Genomic DNA, 21,236 nt, shown 5'->3' with positions numbered 1-21,236 from the left:
GTTATCTAATCTACATTTTGTGGTTCCAACACATCATCATGATGGGTTTGCGCATTGGCCAGGGGATCTGCTGTTGCTTCTTCTTCAATCACTTCATCATTTAATTCAATGCGAATGCGATAGAGATACATAATAGTATCTTCTTGAATAGCTTCAATCATAGCTTCAAACATGTCATATGCTTCAAATTTGTATTCCACAAGTGGGTTCTTTTGGCCATATGCACGAAGGCCAATCCCTTCGCGGAGCATATCCATAGAATCTAAATGTTCCATCCACTTGCTATCTACAACTTTTAGCATAACAGCTTTTTCGAGTTCACGCATATTAGCTTCGCCAATAAGTTTTTCTCGTTTTTCATATTCTTCATGCGCAATAGAAAGTAATTTTTCTTGTAATTCACCGCGGCCATATTCTTCCATTTCAGCCACAGTAAATTGTCCAGGTTCTAGGAAGAATAACTCTAAATGTTTGAGTAAACCTTCATAATCCCATTCTTCTGGATACAATTTTTCATCCGCATATTGATCCATTGCTTTAACAACTAAAGAATCTACCATGTCTAAAATCGTTTCTTTTAAGGAATCATTGCCTAAAATCTTACGACGTTGATCATAGAGAACTTCACGTTGCTGATTCATTACATCATCATATTCAAGGATATATTTACGAATGTTAAAGTTGTGGTTTTCCACTTTTTTCTGAGCTCGTTCAATGGATTTAGTAATTAAGGAATGCTCAATTGGTTCATCCTCTTCCATTCCCAATTTATCCATCATGCCAGAAATATTATCAGCACCAAAAATACGCATCAAATCATCTTCTAAAGACAAGAAGAATTGACTAGAGCCAGGGTCCCCCTGACGTCCTGACCGACCGCGTAGCTGATTATCAATACGACGACTTTCATGACGTTCTGTACCTAAAATATGTAAGCCCCCTAAGTCGGCTACGCCTTCTCCTAAGGAAATATCGGTACCACGACCAGCCATATTCGTGGCAATTGTTACCATGCCACGTTGACCTGCATTGGCAACGATTTCAGCTTCTTTTTCATGGTGTTTAGCATTCAATACATTATGCGGTACACCACTTTTAAGTAACATGTCACTTAATTCTTCAGACTGTGTAATCGAAGTTGTACCCACCAAAACTGGTTGTCCATTTTTATGGCGTTCTACTACATCTTTTACAACCGCTTTATATTTTGCCTTTTTAGTTTTAAAAATTAAGTCTGGCAAATCTTTACGTAATAAAGGACGATTTGGCGGAATTTCATAAACTTCAAGACCATAAATATTATTAAACTCTTGTTCTTCCGTTTTAGCAGTCCCTGTCATACCCGCCAATTTTTCATACATACGGAAATAGTTCTGGAATGTAATAGCCGCTAGAGTTTGACTTTCACGTTCAACTTTGAGGCCTTCTTTAGCTTCAATAGCTTGATGTAAGCCATCAGAATAACGACGCCCAAACATCAAACGACCAGTAAATTCGTCAACAATAACAACTTGACCATCTTTCACTACATAGTCTTTATCACGATGCATCATTGCATAGGCACGTAAGGATGCATTTAATAAGTGATTAAGCTCTAAATTAGCAGAATCATACAAGTTTTCAATTTTAAGCAATTTTTCAACTTTAGCAATCCCAGATTCAGTAGGTGCAATTGTTTTTTGCTTTTCATCAATAGTATAGTCTTCACCAGCCACTAATTGAGGTACTACTTTAGCTAAGGTATAGTAACTATCCGTAGAACGTTCCCCTGGGCCAGAAATAATTAATGGTGTACGGGCTTCGTCAATAAGAATCGAGTCTACTTCGTCGACAATCGCATAATTCAATGGACGTTGTACCATTTGCTCAGCATGGATTACCATATTATCACGCAAATAGTCAAAACCAAATTCATTATTAGTACCGTAGGTAATATCTGCAGCATAAGCCATCTTACGTTGATTATAATCAAGATTAGCTACAATTAAACCTACTGATAAGCCTAACGCACGATATAATTTACCCATCCACTCACTGTCACGAGTTGCTAAATAATCATTAACTGTAACGACGTGAACACCTTTACCAGTTAATGCATTTAGATATACAGGCAAAGTGGCTACCAAAGTTTTACCTTCACCAGTACGCATTTCAGCAATATTGCCTCGATGTAAAGTGATACCACCAATAATCTGTACATCAAAATGGCGCATGCCTAGCACGCGCTTTGACGCTTCACGAACAACTGCAAACGCTTCTGGCAAAATATCATCTAGTGTTTCACCTTCAGCTAAACGCTTTTTAAATTCCTGCGTTTTCCCTGCTAACGAACTATCACTAAGACTGCTTAAACTAGCTTCTAAGCCATTAATTTCGTCTACAATAGCACCCATTTTTTTTATTTCACGAGCACTGTTATTACCAATTAAACGTTGTATAAAACCGAACAAATAAATCAACTCCTTAAGTCTGTATATTCTCATATATACATATTCAATTTATTATATCACAAAGTCTATAAAAAACAAAAAAATAGCAACCCGAAGGTCGCTATTTTTATTGCATTCTTGCAAGTTATTATTTAGTTTCTGGTACATACCATAAACCATTATTATGTGTTTTCATATATTCTTTGAATTCTGGAGAGTTATAAGCTTCTTTAAGGTCTTTTGCCCATTGTGTATCTTTATATTTATCCAATACTACTAATTGTAATAAAAGATGTGGTAAAATGTCTTCTTTTACTAAGGCTGTAGCAGGATCAATTTTCGCATTATACACAATAGAACCAGTAATTACAATGAAGGCAAAATCAGTTCGAACTGATGGAATTGTTAAGGATTTCATTTCAACAAAATTTAAATTGTGTGGATTGTCAACAATATCAGCTTTCGTTACCGTCGAAAGATCTTTGCTTGGATCTAATTTAATAAGACCTGCTTTTTGTAATAATGCATAGGCCCGCGCTGTATTGGATGCATCATTAGGCACAGCAATAGTATCACCATTAGCAATTTGATTCAATTGAGTTTTTGCGCCTGGATAAATACCCGCTGGTACTGTTGGTATAGCTGTTAAAGCCACTAAATGACCACCTTGTTTATTATTAAAGTTTTCCATATAAGCTGTGTGTTGTTCTACATTAAAATCAACTTCACCATCATTCAAGGCCACATCAGCTTGTACTAAATCAGACATGTCACGAGCTGTAATTTTGTAACCTTTCTTTTCTAATATAGGCTGAACCCCTTGTTCAAATAATTCAGAATAAGGGCCTTGCGATTTACTAAATACTAATTCTTTTTTATCAGCCGAGCCTGAATCATTACCACAACCAGCTAGCAATACCGCCCCTAACGCAACTGACAATGCTAAAGCTCCTAATTTTTTAAAACGTTTCATACTCATAATATGCCTTCTTTCTCTTTCTCAAAATAATTTTTTAATTAATGGTTTCTCATTTTAAAAGCAAAGTGATTACCTACAGATTGTATAATCTGCACAAAAATAACTAGAATTACTACCGTAAATAACATTAAAGGAAAGTTCAATCGCTCATACCCATAAGTAAGCGCTAAATCACCGATACCACCAGCGCCAATAGCACCAGCCATAGCTGTGGCTCCAATTAAGCCAATCGTGCCAGTAGTCACGGACAAGATTAAAGACGCTTTAGCCTCTGGCAAAATGAAATTCCATACAATTTCAAAATGGGAGGCTCCCATAGCTTGAGCTGCTTCTATGATTCCTTTGTCCACATCTAATAAGGAGTTTTCAAATAAACGTGTTAGATACGGCGCAATAAAAATCACCAATGGCACTAAAGCTGCTGTAGTACCAATACGTGTACCTACTAATAATTTTGTAAGTGGCAAAATAAATACCATCAAAATGATGAAAGGTACACTTCTGATAATATTAACAATCGTATTAATAACGTTAAATACATAATCATGACGTAATATACCGTCTTTATTTGTCAGTACTAATACAACCGCTAATATAAGACCTATAAGTGAACCAATAATCAAAGACACAAACACCATATATAAGGTTTCTTGTGCGGCCAAGATTATTTGCTCATTAGGCACACCTAAATCTGGCATCATATATTCACCGCCTCCCATTCTAAACCACTATCTGTTATGTATTTTTTCACAGTGGCAATCGTATCTTCAGCGCCCACGATCTGTAAAATAAATATGCCCAATGCAGAATCTTGGAGTTGATTGACTGAAGCAAATACAATATTCGTTTCTACTGACAAATTTTTATTAATTTCATAAATTACATTCTTAGTGACTGCACCCCCTAAAAAACGAACCTTTATTAATTCATACAGCCTTGTTTCAGCCTGTAAGCTAGTCACTACCGTATCTGGAATACGCTCTGGAATAACCGTCTGCACAAAACGCTTAGTAATACTTTCTTTTGGTTTACTAAATACATCGAGTACAGAGCCAGTTTCAACAACGCGCCCATGTTCCATAACAGCAACACGATTACAAATTTCTTTGATTACATGAATTTCATGAGTAACTACTAAAACAGTAATATTAAATTCTCTATTAATTCGCTTCAACAATTCCAAAATAGCTTCTGTAGTTTCTGGATCCAAAGCACTTGTTGCTTCATCACATAATAAAATGGATGGATTCGTAGCTAATGCACGAGCAATCCCTACACGCTGTTTCTGCCCACCTGACAATTGAGTTGGATATGCATTAGCTTTGTCTGGTAAATTAACAAATTCCAATAATTCTTTAACCCGTTTATCAATAACATCAGATGCTACTTTATTTAATCGTAATGGAATTGCAATATTGTCATATACTGTCTTTGAATTTAGCAAGTTAAAAGACTGAAACACCATACCAATTCCCTTACGAACTTGTCGAAGCTCATTATGACTCAATGAATTAATATTCACATCATCAATAAGGACTTCACCACTCGTAGGAGTTTCCAGTGCATTAACCATGCGCAATAAAGTTGACTTACCAGCACCACTAAAACCGATAATGCCAAAAATATCGCCATCATTAATCGTTAATGACACGTCTTGGAGGGCTTGAACTCGTTGCTTTTTAACTACGAACTCTTTATTGATATGCCTTAGTTCTATCATAATTCACCTCCTAAAAATTAACAAAAAAAGACCATCCGCCCCTATACAGAGACGGTGGCCCGTGGTTCCACTCTGCTTGCAACTCAAAAGTTGCACTCAAATCCCATAACGGTGGATAACCGTGAGAACCTACTTACATTCAGCTCTCCCGCTCACAAAGGCATTCCTCCTAAATCTACTATAACGAGCTTCCAGCCATGACTCGTCTCTCTGTATAGTTCATCAAAAGTACTTGTTTTGTTCATAGCGTTTTAATTTAAAACATACTAATATAATAGGTTTTAAATTCTCATTTGTCAAGTAACAAATAAAAATATTCATAATTTCAGCTAAATATGAACAAGAAAAAAGCAAGGACAGGTTATACTCAACCTGCCCTTGCTTACACTATTCAATTATATAAACGTCCTATGTTTAATCTCCCTCTGGAGTTGCCTCTAATTCTCAGGCTCAATCAACCCATAGGAACCGTTTTTACGACGATACACAACATTCATAACTTCAGTTTCTGCATTATAGAACATAAAGAAGTCATGACCTACTAAATTCATTTGCATAATCGCTTCTTCCACATTCATAGGTCGTACTGCAAAATGTTTGCGACGAACTACATCAATTTCTTCTTCTTGTACTGGTACTTCCGGTACATATGCATCTGGTTTGAAACCAGCTTCCTTCTTGAAGCGACGTGCTAGACGTGTTTTATATTTGTGAATTTGACGAACTATTTTATCTACTACCAAATCAATAGCTGCGTACATGTCAGCGTTCGATGCTACACCACGAAGTACAACACCTTCTACAAAACAAGTTAATTCAACTACTCGATTTTCTTTTTCTACGGAAAGAACGGCTTGTACATCAAATGGTGCATCAAAATAACGAGCAAGTTTATCCACACGTTTTTCTAAATATTCCCGAAGTGCTGTAGTGACTTCTAAATTCTTACCTCTTACTGTTACTTTCATATGCAAACATCCTTTCTTCCAAGTTCCAATTAAGAACTTGTTTGTCTATATTATACTAATTCTCCAGAGAGTTACAAAAGTCCTTTTTATTTTTTAAAAATTTTTTAATTTTTTTCAACTTTTTTAAATTAAACAAATCTAGCTGTGCTTAATTCTTATTTTTCAGTAATATATCCAAATCCAAATTGTAATTACAGTATATATACAAGTCTGTTATATGATAATTAATAATTATCATACCTCTATAGATTTTTAGGCAAAATAAAAAAGACCAGCCTAGGCTGGTCTTTCAGTGTAGTTATTTATGCATTAGTGACATTCGTAGCCTGTGGGCCGCGTTCACCATCAACGATTTCAAAGTTTACTTCTTGACCTTCATTCAAGGATTTGAAACCATCTTCTTGAATCGCGGAGAAATGTACGAATACATCGCCACCGTCTTCTCTTTCAATAAATCCATAACCTTTTTCTGCACTGAACCACTTAACTTTACCGAGCATAAAAAATTCCTCCTAAAAAATCCCTGCATTAGAGTACCTATAGTACCCTTCAACTATGTTAGCATAGTAAGTGTTAAAAAACAAGGATATTATACCGTATATGCATTATAAGTATACATACAATTATTTATGGCACTATTATGCAAAATTAAACATCTTGTTGATTCTCAATTTGACTTTATCATTTTATAAAGTCCTACAAATGTTGAAACTATAAGGTTCTTGCGACTAACCTCAGATTTTCAAATCAAAAATTCATAGGCTATACTAATAACAATTTAACATGTAATTTTAAATCAAAACAGTTATAAATTATTACTATTTATTCATCTTAATTCAGTGAACCAAAAGTTCGCTTTATTCTTTTTATACGCACACTTTATCTTATTCATAAAATAAAAATTTTAATAACTTTTATTTATAAATTTTAAAAATGACGTCTTTCAAAAAGAAAGACGTCATCATATACTTTATAAAATTTTAGACAAAAACAATTGTGTACGCTCATTTTTTGGATGCTCAAATACATCAACTGGCGTTCCTTCTTCTAAAATCTTACCTTCATCAACAAAAAGAACACCTGTTCCTACTTCTTTCGCAAAACCCATTTCATGAGTTACTACGACCATTGTCATACCTTCGTTAGCCAATTCCTTCATTACATCTAGTACTTCACTAACCATTTCAGGATCAAGCGCCGAGGTTGGTTCATCAAAGAGCATAACTTTAGGTTTCATAGCTAAAGCACGAGCAATAGCCACACGTTGTTGTTGTCCCCCAGATAGCTGTTCTGGATAAGCTTGCGCTTTATCTTTTAGACCTACTTTTTCAAGCAATTCTAAAGCAACGGCTTCTGCTTCCTCCTTAGAACTATTACGAATTTTTTGCGGTGCGAGCGTAATATTATCTAAAACCGTCATATGAGGGAATAAATTAAAGCGTTGGAATACCATCCCCACTTCAGCGCGTACATGATTGATGTTTTCTTTATTATTCAAATTCATGCCATCAACAATAACATCACCAGTCGTAGGTTCTTCTAAATAATTCATACAGCGTAATACTGTACTTTTACCAGATCCAGAAGGACCGATAATAACAACCACTTCTCCGCGCTCAACATGAAGATTAATCCCTTTTAATACTTCATTTTTGCCAAAGCTTTTATGTACATCTATCATCTTAATCATTTGATATTATATCTCCTTTCAAGGAAGGCTACTAACTGTGAAATACTCAATGTCATTACTAAGTAAATGATTGCCACAGCTGTCCAAATCTCAAAAGAGCCATAGGTACGAGCAATGATAAGCTGACCACGACGAGTTAATTCTTCAAAACCAATAACAGATACTAAGGAAGTATCTTTCATCATAGCAATAAATTCATTACCAAGTGGTGGAATAATTGCTTTAAAAGCTTGTGGCATTACAATATACCGCATTGTTTGGGCCCAAGTTAAACCTAAGGAGCGACCAGCTTCCATTTGACCTTTATCAATAGATTGAATACCAGCACGGAAAATTTCAGATACATACGCACCAGAGTTAATACTACATGCTGTAACAGCTGCTACATAAGGATTGATAGATTGACCGATTACCATAGGCAAGGCAAAATAAATCATAAAAATTTGCACTAATAATGGTGTTCCACGGAATAATTCTACATAGCATTTGACTAGCATACGAATAACTTTAAAACGTGATAAATTAGCTAATGCAGCAATCATACCAATAAAAAAGCCACAACCTACAGCCATTACTGTAATCTGAATTGTAATGACGGCCCCTTGTAATAATATGGGAATATTATCCCAAATTAAACTCCAATCAAAACTCATAATTAACCCTTTCCTTTGTATGCATAATAATTGCAATCCTAAATAAATAACCTAACAGTTCTATTTAAATTAATAACAAGTAATGCATAGAATTTCATTTCTATGCTTACGTAATTATAATTGTATTTTTATACAATGTCAATAGTTATTTAATCATAGATTGATATGCTTTGCCTAATCGTTTTACAGCTTCTTGTAATTTTTCCGGTTCTAGACCAGTAAAATTAAGTCTTACAAAGCTTGCAGAAGGTGAATTTACAAAGAATGGCGTCCCCGGAATAACTAACACATTTTCTTTTATAGCCGCTTGAAAAAAAGCATATTCATTAATAGTCGCTGGCAATTTTAGCCACAAGAAAAAACCTCCTTCTGGTACAGTAAAGGTAAATTCAGGTAATTCCTCTTGTAAGGTAGCCACTAAGGTATTACGCCGCTCTTTATAAACTGTATTCATAGAAGCAACATGGTCATCATAAGAATATATATTCATAAATTCTGCCGCAATGGCATGATCTGGCAATGAACTATGAATATCACAACATTCTTTTACTAAATTAAGATTAGTAATGAGTGTTTCATCACCACTCAACCAGCCAATTCGTAGGCCAGGACTTAATGTCTTGGACAAACTGCCCATAAATAAGACTTGCCCTTTTTTATCATACGCTGCCAAAGCACGTCGATAAGTATTAGTATAAGTAATCTCACCGTATGGATTATCTTCTAATATAATAATATTATATTCATTGACTAAATCAATGAAAGCTTGTCGTCGCTCATCACTCCAACAAAGACCAGTAGGATTTTGATAATCAGGGATTACATAAATAGCTTTAATAGAATTATCTGCTTCTAAAGTTTCTTTTAATAGCCCTAGATTCATCCCTTGTGAATCACAAGGAATTCCTTTTACAGTAGCTCCTGTCATAGCTAAACAATTCTTAGCATCAATAAAGGTAGGATCTTCTACAAGTACAGTATCACCTACATCTAATAATAATCTTGCCGCAATATCTAAGGATTGCATAGAACCACTAGTAATTTGAATACATGCTGGTGATGTAGTAACGCCATATTTACTCATAATATCAACGAGCTTTGCTCGTAAAGCCAGCCACCCCTTAGTGTCACCATATTGTAATACATCTTGACCAACTTCAGCAAAAACTTTACTAGCAACATGACTTAGCGCTTGAGTAGGAAATAATTCAGCCGCTGGTACCCCTTCGCCCAGCGATAATATATCCCCTATACCGGCTGCTTCATCTTTTAAGGCAGCTATAGCTGAACGCTCTAACTCTTTTGCTCGTTTTGCATATAAATCCTTATATTCCATATATATTAGTTCCTTACACTGTAATCCAATAATAATTTAAAATGTAGTAATGACACTTTTATTGAATATCGCCAAACCATTTTTGTTGTAACTTATCGTATTCACCATTAGCTTTTAATGTTTCAAACGCTGCATTCATTTTATCCAATAATTCCTTATCCTCTTTGCGAACTGCAATAGCAATCGTATGATCCTGCAAGCCTACTGGCACAATTCGTAAGTCTTTCATATTTAATTTAGTAATATAGTATTTAGCCACAGGCTCATCTAACATTACAATATCAACACTATTATTACTCAAGTCTTGTAACATATTAGGAATCGCATCAAATTCTTTCACCGTAGTTCCTGGTTTACTCTGTGCTAACATAGCCCCAGTAGTACCAATTTGAGCTGCCACTCGCTTGCCGGCAATATCCTCTTCACCATTAATATTAGTTTCATTATTACGAACTACCATGACTAATTTCACGTGATAATACGGATTCGTAAAATTAACTTTCGCTTCCCGTTCTTTCGTTACTACTAAACCAGAGGCAATAGCATCAATTTGTTTACTTTGTAAAGCCGGAATTAATCCATCAAAGCCCATACTCACAAATTTTGCTTCATAGCCCATTTCTTTTGCCAAGGCATTACTTAAATCTACATCAAAGCCTTTATATGTCTCACCTTCAGCAAATTCAAACGGCGGATAGGTAGTTTCTGCAGCAAAAGTAATGACTTTTTTATCACTACTACCTGTATCACTTCCACAACCTACAACTAATGCACTAAATGCCATCACAGTACCTACAATCGCTAACCCTTTTTTCCAATTCATATGATTACCACCTATCTTTTTAACACGTATACAAATACCACTCATAAAAGAAACAGTACTACACTAAAACTGACTTAAGTATAGTACTGTTTATCTGTTACTATGGTATCAAATTTATTTTAATTTTACAATGAAACCCCTATAGCTTTACTGCAATCATTAATTGCCAGACCATTCTGTTGGCATATCTGCAGGTGCATCTGTTTTAAACCATTTTTGATAAATAGCATTTAATTCACCATCTTGTTTCATGTCAGCAATGGCTTTATTTACAGCAGCTTGTAATTCTTTATTATCTTTAGCAAAAGCAAAACCGAAATATTCTTTAGTATTAGGATATGGAATTACTTTTACATCTTCATTAGTGTGTTTAGATGCATAGTATTGAGCTACTGGTAAATCTAACACAGCAGCATCAACACTGCCTTTATTTAATTCTAATAAAGCATCACTACTGTGGTCAAACTGTTTTAATGTAGTATTCGCAATTTTGGCCGCTAAATCAGCGCCGGTAGTCCCCATTTGAACAGAAATATTTTTACCTTCTAAATCTTGTAGTGTATTAATATTCGAAGATCCTTTAACCACTACAGCCATACCAGATTCATAGTATGGAGAAGCAAACAATACTTTACCTGCTCTTGCTTTGGTGATTGTCATACCAGAAGCAGCCATATCAATGTCTTTATTACCTAGACTAGGAATCAAAGCATCAAAGGATACATTTTTAAATTCCACATCTGCATTCATTCTTTTTGCAATAGCTTTAACCATCTCAATGTCAAAGCCTGTCAAATCCTGTGATTTTTCATCTTTAAATTCAAATGGCACGAAAGTAGCATTAGTCCCAACTTTAATTACTTTTTTGCCATTGTCAGCTTGTGTGCTTGCTGTATCACTACCACAACCTGCTACTAAAGCCCCCATGGCCAAAACTGCCATACCGGTAATCATAAGTTTCTTCATCTTCTGTGTAAACATAACTCCATCTCCTACTCTTTACTGTATAATAATAAGTTCAAACTCTCTCTTTATCTGAGTTTCTCTAATTGGTATGACATGATTATACATAACAATGTATAATCATGTCAATAGGTAAATGAATAAAAATTCAGAAAAATTTGCATAAAAATAAAAGACAGCTAAAAAGCTGTCTTTTATATACGGCTGACCTGGTCTTTGCCCCCACACTCGCCTACTGGAAGGTTCGCTCCTAAGCCTCTCGCTCCCCACTACTACTTCTCTCGATTTTATCGGTAGGTCTTACATCTAAGCCGCACCATGCTCATAATGTCGTTGCATTACTTACGTGGATCGTTTTGCCTGCGACTGGCCTCGACTTTCAACCACAGACCCGTATGAAGAAATTATACGCAAAGAATTTTACTTTGTCTATACAAAAATTATATGACAAATTTATATTTTACACTTGCTACTTTCGTTAGTTAAAGGATTCAATCTTTATAAAGCCCTTGTTCAGTGTATTCTCTTTTAGTTTCTCAAAATCCTTTCATCTTTGCCATAACTAACTATACTTAGATAGCAACATAGACCTATACCCAAAAGTGCAATAATATTGTATAATGTGTTTACTTGTTAAATGGGGACACAAAGGGAAGGACTCAGTATTATGTTTATGTTATCTTTAATGCAGCCATCAGGCTTATATGAATTGGAGCAAGATAGCTTAGAAGCCATTAGCGCCCAATTACTTCAGATGATTCGCATGAAAAGCTATGAGCTTTATACACATTCCATCAATGTAGCCAATTATTCTGTCAGTATTGCCGCTAAACTAGGGCTACCAGCCAACGAAATAGAACAAATTAGACATGGTGCATTACTGCATGACGTGGGATTACTTATGATGCCTTCTACAGTTTTAAAAAAAGCACCATTCTTCAATCGGCAAGAAATGTCTAAATATCGTCAACATCCTGCGAATGGGGCAAACATGATTGAAAACTATCCATGTTGCCAACCAATAATTCCTTATATTCGCTATCACCATGAACGTTGGGATGGTTCTGGTTTTCCAAAACATCTTTGCGGTAGTAATATTCCATTGGGGGCCCGTATTATTGGTATAGCTGATTATTATGACTCTGCAATCAATCCATCTACAGAGTCCTGGTCTAAAAGTAAGAAAACAGCGAAGCAAGAATTATTCAGCGGATCTGGCATCTATTTCGATCCTGATTTAGTTAAAGCTTTCATTGAAATTATCGGTTAAAGTATATACAAACATATAAATATCCAATTCATACATAAGCAGTCTACAAAAGTAGACTGCTTTTTTAATGCCCCCCTGCTAAGGCTAGTCCCATAACTTCTGCCGCCCCATATTCAGTCACTAATATTTTAGCAGCGGCTTCTAAGGTAGCACCTGTTGTAAATATATCATCAACTATCATTATTCGTTTATCTTTTAAACACTTTGATTTTTCTACCTCTGGTATAGCTGTAAAAGCATGTTTCATATTTTCATGGCGCTCAGTTCGCCCTAAAGAAAACATAGCCTGTGTAGAATCTACTTTATGTAAAGCCTCTAACCATTGCCAATGACATGGCGGCTTTGTTATTTGTTTAGACACTGCCTGAACCCATTTCTTAAATAATATATCCACTTGATTATATCCTCTTATTCGGCGCTTAGAGTCACTAACAGGTATAGGCACTACATAATCAGCAGTCAATATGTCCTCATCTAAGGCAAGCATAAATGAATACAAAAAAGGAGCGGCCCCTATGGCTCGCTCCTTTTTTCCTTGAAACTTTATATCTCGTAATATACTTTTAAGACCCTTATCATAATGTCCTATTACATATGCATACGCCAAATCCTCTCCAGCGAGATCTGTAACTTTACGAACATCATATAATTCTTCAAAACAAATTTTACACCACTCACCCTCATGCCACACATCTACACCACAACTAGGACAAGTTGGTGGATATAAAAAATCACGCCACTGCACTTATATCACTCCCTGCAAGCGCTCTTTAAAAAGACTATAACGAGCTATACCGCTTTGAGTCCCTACAGCCTTTTGAATAGCCCCCTTTGTACCAATCACAATTACTTTATTACGTGCTCGTGTCACAGCTGTATATAAAAGGTTTCGCTGTAACATTTGATGATACGTAGGAATAAAAGGAATAATTACTGTTCCATATTCACTGCCTTGACTTTTATGTACTGTAATAGCATAGGCTAACATAAAAGATACCATATCTTCCATAGGCACTTTTACTTCTTTGTCCAAAAAGCGAATAGATACTTCTGTCTTAGAAATAGCAAAAATAACACCTATTTCTCCATTAAAAACTTCCAGCTCATAATTATTTAATACTTGAATTACTTTGTCACCCACACGATACACTTGACCATTAATTTTAACTTCACTACGCAAGGTTGATTTTTTATTTAAAGCCTCTTGAATGTTTTTGGAAATAGCTACACTCCCTGCTACACCACGTCTCATGGGGGAAATAATTTGCACATCTAATTCATCTTCTGTACTAGCTAAGGATTCTTTATAAGTACTTACAAGGCGGTGCATCATATCTGTCACACTGCGCACTTCTATAAAAGTAAACTCGCCCGCTGATGTCAACTCAGGCATTTTTCCATGGTTAATATCATGTGCATTTGTTACTATCCGATTCCCTTCTTTTTGGCGAAATATAGTATTTAATCGCACATAAGGAATTACTTCACTATCCAACAAATCACGTAATACAAAGCCAGCGCCAATAGGTGGCAACTGATCTACGTCACCAACTATAATTACATACGCTGACTCTGGAATAGCTGCTAGCAAAGAATAATAAAGCTGTACATTTAACATAGATGCTTCATCTACAATGACTACATCAGCTTCAAGCAAATTATCTTCATTCTTGGTAAAATCATAAGAATCACTTCCTTGAACTGGCATTAAAAGGCGATGAATCGTAGTCGCTTCATATCCAGTGGCCTCAGTCAATCGCTTAGCCGCACGCCCTGTAGGTGCACAAAGTAAAATACGATTTTGCGAAGTTTGTTGAAACGCTTCTACAAGCGCCTGTATAATCGTCGTTTTGCCTGTACCTGGCCCCCCCGTAATCAGTGCCATTTTATTTTGAAGCGCCAATTGAATAGCTTCTTTTTGAGCATCACCTAATTGAATTTGCTTATGCAACTCAAATTGCTCAATAAAACTTGTTAGGTCCAAAGAAATAACAGCCCCATCAGCCATTAATTGTTGCGTCAAATAGGCAGCTTCTGACTCAGCATGATAAATATTAGGACTATATACATACAGTAATCCCTCATGTTCTACACCAATAATTTGCCCATACTCTAACAATTCTTCAATGCGGGCAGCAGTTTCTTCCGCATAACCACTTAACATATCAAAGACTAGGCCAATTAATTCATCTACTGGCATACAACTATGTCCATTATCACTAATATTACGTAACGTATAGATAACGGCAGCTTCAATTCGTCGCTCATCATCAGGTGCTACATCAAGGGCTGATCGTAAAGTATCTGCCATAGAAAAAGAAATTGTACTATCAATATCCATTAATCTAAATGGATTATCTTCTAATACTTGTATGGCTGCACCGCCATAGGTAGTATACAATGTACGGCTCCAGCGTGAACTGAGGCCTGCCCCTTCTAAAAATCGATTAATTTCTTGCAAAACACCTTCGCCGCGCAACGAATTATACAAGTCGTCCTTTACACTTTTTCGCAAACCAGGAACAGCTAATAATTCTACAGGATCCTCAGCTCGCAGTACCTCGAGTAATGCTTCATCAAAATACGCTACAATCTTGTCAATTGACTTCTCGCCTAGGCCACGTACACCTAAGTTAATTAAATACTGTTTGGCCCCATACAAAGTATCAGGTTTTAGTCGTTCAATTGTATTGGTTTCAAATTGGCGACCATATTTTTTATGGGTAATATAACGACCGGTTAATTCTAAATCGTCCCCTTCTTTAGGAGCTTCTAAATTAGCAGTACAAACGATTCGTTCTTCATTATAATCTTCTATAAGAAATACACAATAGGAATTTGTTTCATTGTGATAAATTAATCGTTGCACAATGCCCCGAATTGTTTCCATTACCGTACCACATTAGGCAATGCTGCTACAATTTCCTCTACGGAATCAGCAATTGTACTCGCATTTTGTACCTTTACATGGCAAACTTTCTCATATAAAGGATATCGCTCTTCATATAAACGGAAAATATATTCAATGCTTTCTTTTAATAAAGGACGAATTTCCATGTCTAAATCATCAAGAATTTGAGTTACATCACGATGAATAAACACTACAAAGCCAGATTCACGCATTAAATTAACAGTGTCTTCAGATAATACGGTGCCACCACCAGTAGCGATAACAGCTGGCATCTTATGATTTACAATATCAGTAATGGCTTCAAATTCATCTTTACGGAAAGCATCTTCGCCATCATAGATAATGATATTTTGAATGGACTTACCTGTCTTTTCTTGGATAACAGCATCCAAATCATAAAATTCCATTCCTTGATGTTGAGCTAATGCTTTACCTACTGTTGTCTTACCAGCGCCTGGCATACCAATCAAGAAAATATGTTGTTGCATATGCTGTTTCTGACAAGTTTTGCTAATATCTAAAATCGATTCTACAAATTGATTAACATATCCTTTTAGATCACTAGCTTCTACATAGCTTAATGTCTTAGCCAACACTTCTTGTTCTCTTTGAGGCTCATATATACTAATATTTTCAGCTTCTTTTATACGAGCAATCTCTAAAATAACCTGTAAACGTTCTTCAAAGGTTTTAACTAATTCTTTATCTATAGCATCAATTTTTTGACGTGCTTCTTGTAAATTCATACTTACCTCGCTCCTACATAGCTATACGGTACCATTAATAGAGAAGAACATTTGTATCTTCTCATGCCCTTATATTTTACCATATTCCCTAATTTTCTTGTAGCATTAAGAGGGAATTTCCTAACAAGGCAAAATAAAATGACCCTTACGCATATCCTCATGGACTCTGTAAAGGTCATTAACAATTATTTGCTACAGCTTTAAGGTAAACCTATTTATTTAAATTCTCATTCAAAACATCAGCAATTCGCTTAATACCATCACGAATAGTCGCTTCATCATTACAAGAATAATTTAAGCGGAAGAAATTCGTATTACCTTCTGATGTAAAGAAAGCTTCCCCAGGAACAAAGGCAACTTTACGCTCGATACATTGCTGTAAAATATCACGGGATTTTAAATGCTCTGGCAACGTACACCAAATGAATAAGCCTCCTTCTGGATAGGTGTGAGTGACCTCCTTAGGAAAGAATTCATCAATGGCTTGTAACATAGCATCACGACGAGAGCGATATAATTTTATAATACTTTGTACATGAGCATCAAAATCAAAATTTTGTAACCAAGCTTCGCAAATACGTTGTGAAAATGGTGCTGTAGATAAATCCATATTTTGTTTTAACAAGTCACACTTTTCAATAAATAATGGATTCCCCGCAATCCAGCCTAAGCGGAAACCAGGAGCGAACGTTTTTGAAAAAGTCCCCAAAGAACAAACTAAGCCCTTCGTATCAAAGGTATTAAGAGATGGTAAATACTCCCCTTCATAACGAAGTTCACCATATGGATTATCTTCAATAACGGGTACTTCAAATTCATCCACAACTTTCATGAATTCTTCCCGTCGTTCACGCGACCAAGTAATGCCAGTTGGGTTCTGAAAATCTGTTACCACATAAATTAAACGTACCGTATGTGTTTCCAAAGCTTTACGTAGCTCCGAAATAATCATACCTTGTCCATCGCCTGGAATTTCAACATAATTAACCCCACTTAAATTAAAAGCGGTAATAGCCCCTAAATAAGATGGTTTTTCCACAAGTACAGTATCACCTGTATTGCAGAATAAGCGACATAACATATCTAATCCCTGTTGCGAGCCACAAGTAATTAAAATATTGTCTTTAGTAAAATTAGTTTTAACAATGCGATTCATACGCTTTGCAATACTGTCCCTAAGAGGTTCATAACCAAGTGAAGGGCCATACTGCAAGGCTTTACCAGCATCACCATTTAAGACGATTTCCGTAGCCTTTCTAATCTCTTCAGCTGGAAATGATTCTTCCGCTGGCAACCCTCCAGCAAATGAAATCATATCTGGCTGCGCAATAAGCTTTAAAATATCTCCTGTATCTGAGTGCTTAATTGCATTAACTGCATCTGAAAAACGTATAGCCATAATGATAACCTCCTTAAATTATTGTAGTTTTTATCATACTCTTATCATAGGTAAATGTCAACTAAAAATATACAACTGTGTATAAAGAATGGACATATTTTATTATGCACTTTATAAGATTTTTTTATGATAAAAATCAAAAGCGCCTGTAAAGATTCAATTCTTTAACAGACGCTTAACTGCTTTTTCATTACTTTCAGAAATAATATTACCCTTATAAGTAATGAAGTCGTTTTATTTATTTTTAAAGAACTCCTTAGCCTGCTGTTCATCAATCTTCATCTGACCAATTAATTCATCTAAGGAATTAAACCGCTGTTCTGGACGCAATAATTGCCAAAATTCAACCGTTGCTTCATGGCCATATACCATTTGATTAAAATCAAAAAGATGAACCTCAAAACGGTGATATTGATTTTCAAAGGTTGGATTATCTCCTAAGTTCCCTACTCCTTCATACCATTGACCATCAAGAAATACACGATTCACATATACTCCATCAGGTGGCAAGGTAAGTTCTTTAGGAAATAAGAAATTCAGTGTAGGAAACCCTAAGGTGCGCCCACGCTGATCCCCTTCAATTACTACTCCACGAAACATGTAGGGTCTGCCCAATAAGGCTTTAGCAAAGGCTAAATCCCCTTTACGAACAGCTTGTCGAATTAATGTACTGGATACATGTTCTTGTACTTCTTGGCATTGTGCTAATGACAGCGCGTGTACAACAATCGGTCTATCTTGTAATAACTGTTGAATTAAAGCAGGCGTTCCTTTGCCGCCAGCACCAAATGTAAAATTTTGTCCTACTACAAAAGCAATCACATTATTATGAGCCGTCAAGGCTACTACAAATTCCTCAGCCGGTATAGCTAATAATTCTTTAGTCATTGGCAAACACAATACATAATCAACACCAAGGTCGTGTAAAATTTCACCTTTCAACACAGCCTGTAAAAGCATGGTCGGACAACGAGATGGATTTAAAATATGCAAAGGGTGATGATCAAAGGTCACCACTACCGTACTAGCCTTCGCCGCCTTTGCTTCAGCTACAGCACGCTGTATTACCGATTGATGACCACGATGAAGGCCATCAAAGGTACCTAATGCATAGACAATATTAGTGTTTAATTGTTGTAACTCTGCAAAGGACGTTAAAATCTTCATACATCAATTCCTATAAAAAAATATTTTTTACTACTTTTAAGGTACTTTCCGTACCCTCTACTATACCAAAGAAACCATTTGAGCTATAGGCACAATATAATTGTTGTGCTACCCCTTCAAAATTGGCAATAGCTTCATAAGGCCATTGCTTGCCTTGTTTTAACGCTAATAAACCAGCTTCAGATACCTGAACTATAGGCATATGACTTAATGCCGACTCTGTAGGCAAAACACAGGTCTCCCCACGCTCTAGCAATTCCTCCGCTGTAATAGCTTGCTCTATTGTATAAGCACCAACAGCAGTACGAGCTAGTTGTGTCATAGTTCCTGGAATACCTATGGCTGTTGTAATATCACGTAATAAAGCTCTAATATAAGTACCTGCCGAACAAGTTACTCGTATTGTAAAATAAGGATACGCATAGGCTAATAATTGGCATTCATAAATAGTAATAGTGCGACTGGGCAGCGTAAACGCAACCCCTTCACGAGCCAATTCATAGGCACGACGACCATTGACTTTTATTGCCGAATATATTGAAGGTTGCTGACTTTTCTCACCAATAAAAGAATGAATCACATCTTCCAATCTTTGCCAAGACGGCACATCGTTGGGCACGACTTCCTCCTGCAAAGGTATGCCTGTACTATCTTCAGTATCAGTACCATAACCAAAGCGACATTCTGCTACATAGGTTTTAGCTACATTTTCAGTATATTCTATAATACGCGTAGCTTTACCTACGAAAATAGGTAATACACCATAGGCCAATGGATCTAATGTCCCACTATGACCAATACGACGCTCTTTTAGAATACGTCGACAAATGCCTACAGCATCATGACTCGTGATCCCTGGTGGTTTCAAAAACGGAAATACGCCATCCATTAATGAATCACCGCTATTAGTTGTGCTATCGCACCAGCTATATCTGCCTGAATCGTACAGCCAGCAGCTTTTACATGGCCACCACCACCAAATTGGCTAGCAATAGCATTTACATCAGTTTCTTTGGCACGTAAACTTACCCGTGTCGTTTTTTTATTTACAGCTTTTAATAAAATAGCTACATCAACTGTATCAACATTACGAATCAAATCAACATAACCATCTGTATCATCCCCTACTTTAGCCATTAATGCTTCATCAAGGGCAATAACTGCGACTTTTCCATCCTTAAAAAACTGAATAGTCTGTAAGGCTTCTTTCATAACTTCAATGCGCGCTATGGTAGTCACTTCTACATGTTCTGAAACAATATTAGGCTGTGCCCCACAAGCTACGCAAAGAGCCCCCATTTTTAAGGTTTGCTCCGTAGTGTTACTAAAGCGGAAGAACCCACAATCTGTGGCAATCGCCATATATAAAGCATTGGCCATAGACGCAGTAATCTTCCAGCCCCAGCTATCACACAGATAAGCTAAAATTTCACCAGTAGCAGCAAAGTCAGGACAGAGGAATAAAGCCTCAGCAAATTGGCTATTAGAAATGTGATGATCAATATTATAAATAGGTGCTTTACAATAAGTACCAACTTCACCAATACGCTCAAACGTACTGGCATCGAGCACTAATAACATATCTGCATCCCAAGTAGTCATTTCCTTAGGCTGCTTAATTTTATCGCTATGTGCTAAAAAGCTGTATTTAGCAGGCACTATATCATCGACTACCATAGTAACGTTTTTGCCTTCATTAGTGAGTGCTTCATAAAAGGCTACCATGGAGCCAATAGCATCTCCATCTGGATGAACATGAACGGTTAAAATAATATGCTGTGCATCATCTAATGCAACTTTTAACTGTTCTTTAGTTATGGCTGCCATTGTCTTCATCCTTTTTTATATCTTGTAACAAGGACTCAATATGCATACTATAATCTAAAGATGTATCGGCATCAAAAGAAATTTCAGGTACATAGCGGAGACGTAATACTTTACCTAATTCGCTACGTACATGACCAGCTGCATGCCGTAAAGCCTGCAAAGAAGCCTTTTTTTCTTCATCTTTACCAAATAAACTTACATAAATAGTTGCTTGTCGTAAGTCCCCCGTCACTTCTACATCAGTAACAGTGACAAAGCCGATGCGTGGGTCTTTAAGACCACGCATCAACATGCTACTCACTTCTTGTTTTATAAATTCTTGTAATTTACGTACACGTACGTCGCTCATTGAGGC

Annotated in this window: 20 protein-coding genes and 1 other annotated feature; of the genes, 1 reads left to right on the top strand and 19 read right to left on the bottom strand. The window is 36.2% G+C overall.

The window, feature by feature from the left end:
- Positions 1 to 5: 5 nt before the first annotated feature.
- From secA to NFR27_RS01920, 11 genes are all read right to left on the bottom strand, one after another.
- Entirely contained in the window at positions 6 to 2,450 is a 2,445-nt protein-coding gene (gene secA, locus NFR27_RS01970) for a preprotein translocase subunit SecA (RefSeq protein WP_251440615.1), read from the bottom strand.
- Between the two features lie 127 nt (positions 2,451 to 2,577).
- Positions 2,578 to 3,408 (bottom strand): MetQ/NlpA family ABC transporter substrate-binding protein, encoded by an 831-nt coding sequence (locus NFR27_RS01965; RefSeq protein WP_251440617.1) that lies wholly within the window; start codon positions 3,406 to 3,408, stop codon positions 2,578 to 2,580.
- A gap of 38 nt (positions 3,409 to 3,446) precedes the next feature.
- The gene (locus NFR27_RS01960; RefSeq protein ID WP_251440619.1) at positions 3,447 to 4,109 is read right to left on the bottom strand and encodes a methionine ABC transporter permease; all 663 of its coding nucleotides are present in this window, start codon (positions 4,107 to 4,109) and stop codon (positions 3,447 to 3,449) included.
- Entirely contained in the window at positions 4,106 to 5,128 is a 1,023-nt protein-coding gene (locus NFR27_RS01955) for a methionine ABC transporter ATP-binding protein (RefSeq protein ID WP_251440621.1), read from the bottom strand. The genes NFR27_RS01960 and NFR27_RS01955 overlap by 4 nt, the downstream gene beginning before the upstream one ends.
- 44 nt (positions 5,129 to 5,172) lie before the next feature.
- Positions 5,173 to 5,382: a binding site (T-box leader), on the bottom strand.
- Positions 5,383 to 5,565: 183 nt separating this feature from the next.
- Complete coding sequence (gene hpf, locus NFR27_RS01950) at positions 5,566 to 6,096, bottom strand: ribosome hibernation-promoting factor, HPF/YfiA family (protein WP_251440622.1); 531 nt, start codon at positions 6,094 to 6,096, stop codon at positions 5,566 to 5,568.
- A gap of 302 nt (positions 6,097 to 6,398) precedes the next feature.
- Positions 6,399 to 6,596, bottom strand: coding sequence for a cold-shock protein (locus tag NFR27_RS01945; protein ID WP_251440625.1), 198 nt, complete (start codon positions 6,594 to 6,596; stop codon positions 6,399 to 6,401).
- Positions 6,597 to 7,066: 470 nt separating this feature from the next.
- On the bottom strand, positions 7,067 to 7,786 hold the full coding sequence (locus NFR27_RS01940; RefSeq protein ID WP_251440628.1) for an amino acid ABC transporter ATP-binding protein: 720 nt from the start codon (positions 7,784 to 7,786) through the stop codon (positions 7,067 to 7,069).
- Positions 7,783 to 8,439 carry an amino acid ABC transporter permease gene (locus NFR27_RS01935; RefSeq protein ID WP_251440631.1) on the bottom strand — a complete coding sequence of 219 codons (657 nt, stop codon included), beginning with the start codon at positions 8,437 to 8,439 and terminating at the stop codon, positions 7,783 to 7,785. Before NFR27_RS01935 ends, NFR27_RS01940 begins: the two co-directional genes overlap by 4 nt.
- A gap of 145 nt (positions 8,440 to 8,584) precedes the next feature.
- On the bottom strand, positions 8,585 to 9,775 hold the full coding sequence (locus NFR27_RS01930; protein WP_251440632.1) for an aminotransferase-like domain-containing protein: 1,191 nt from the start codon (positions 9,773 to 9,775) through the stop codon (positions 8,585 to 8,587).
- A gap of 58 nt (positions 9,776 to 9,833) precedes the next feature.
- The gene (locus NFR27_RS01925) at positions 9,834 to 10,598 is read right to left on the bottom strand and encodes a basic amino acid ABC transporter substrate-binding protein (protein ID WP_251440633.1); all 765 of its coding nucleotides are present in this window, start codon (positions 10,596 to 10,598) and stop codon (positions 9,834 to 9,836) included.
- 159 nt (positions 10,599 to 10,757) lie between these two features.
- Positions 10,758 to 11,579, bottom strand: coding sequence for a basic amino acid ABC transporter substrate-binding protein (locus NFR27_RS01920; RefSeq protein ID WP_251440634.1), 822 nt, complete (start codon positions 11,577 to 11,579; stop codon positions 10,758 to 10,760).
- Between the two features lie 649 nt (positions 11,580 to 12,228).
- Between NFR27_RS01920 and NFR27_RS01915 the strand changes: the two genes are divergently transcribed.
- Complete coding sequence (locus tag NFR27_RS01915; RefSeq protein ID WP_251440635.1) at positions 12,229 to 12,831, top strand: HD-GYP domain-containing protein; 603 nt, start codon at positions 12,229 to 12,231, stop codon at positions 12,829 to 12,831.
- A gap of 64 nt (positions 12,832 to 12,895) precedes the next feature.
- Here NFR27_RS01915 and NFR27_RS01910 read toward each other — a convergent pair whose 3' ends face one another.
- The 8 genes from NFR27_RS01910 to rbfA form a co-directional block, all read right to left on the bottom strand.
- Entirely contained in the window at positions 12,896 to 13,576 is a 681-nt protein-coding gene (locus NFR27_RS01910) for a ComF family protein (protein WP_251440636.1), read from the bottom strand.
- Positions 13,577 to 15,721, bottom strand: coding sequence for an SF1B family DNA helicase RecD2 (gene recD2, locus NFR27_RS01905; protein ID WP_251440637.1), 2,145 nt, complete (start codon positions 15,719 to 15,721; stop codon positions 13,577 to 13,579).
- The gene (locus NFR27_RS01900; protein WP_251440639.1) at positions 15,721 to 16,488 is read right to left on the bottom strand and encodes a chorismate mutase; all 768 of its coding nucleotides are present in this window, start codon (positions 16,486 to 16,488) and stop codon (positions 15,721 to 15,723) included. The genes recD2 and NFR27_RS01900 overlap by 1 nt, the downstream gene beginning before the upstream one ends.
- 211 nt (positions 16,489 to 16,699) lie before the next feature.
- Positions 16,700 to 17,887: an aminotransferase-like domain-containing protein gene (locus tag NFR27_RS01895; RefSeq protein ID WP_251440641.1), complete on the bottom strand. Its 1,188-nt coding sequence runs from the start codon at positions 17,885 to 17,887 to the stop codon at positions 16,700 to 16,702.
- A gap of 234 nt (positions 17,888 to 18,121) precedes the next feature.
- Positions 18,122 to 19,054 carry a bifunctional riboflavin kinase/FAD synthetase gene (locus NFR27_RS01890; protein WP_251440642.1) on the bottom strand — a complete coding sequence of 311 codons (933 nt, stop codon included), beginning with the start codon at positions 19,052 to 19,054 and terminating at the stop codon, positions 18,122 to 18,124.
- 10 nt (positions 19,055 to 19,064) lie between these two features.
- Positions 19,065 to 19,943 carry a tRNA pseudouridine(55) synthase TruB gene (truB, locus tag NFR27_RS01885; protein ID WP_251440643.1) on the bottom strand — a complete coding sequence of 293 codons (879 nt, stop codon included), beginning with the start codon at positions 19,941 to 19,943 and terminating at the stop codon, positions 19,065 to 19,067.
- A complete protein-coding gene (locus tag NFR27_RS01880) occupies positions 19,943 to 20,881 on the bottom strand; it encodes a DHH family phosphoesterase (RefSeq protein WP_251440645.1) in 939 nt (312 codons plus the stop codon). The genes truB and NFR27_RS01880 overlap by 1 nt, the downstream gene beginning before the upstream one ends.
- Positions 20,865 to 21,230: a 30S ribosome-binding factor RbfA gene (gene rbfA, locus NFR27_RS01875; RefSeq protein ID WP_251440647.1), complete on the bottom strand. Its 366-nt coding sequence runs from the start codon at positions 21,228 to 21,230 to the stop codon at positions 20,865 to 20,867. Before rbfA ends, NFR27_RS01880 begins: the two co-directional genes overlap by 17 nt.
- Positions 21,231 to 21,236: the final 6 nt, after the last annotated feature.

This window comes from Veillonella intestinalis (genome assembly GCF_943192895.1).
GTDB lineage: Bacteria > Bacillota > Negativicutes > Veillonellales > Veillonellaceae > Veillonella_A > Veillonella_A intestinalis.
The sequence above is the reverse complement of the archived record's forward strand: the minus strand, read 5'-3'. Positions and strand labels throughout refer to the sequence as shown.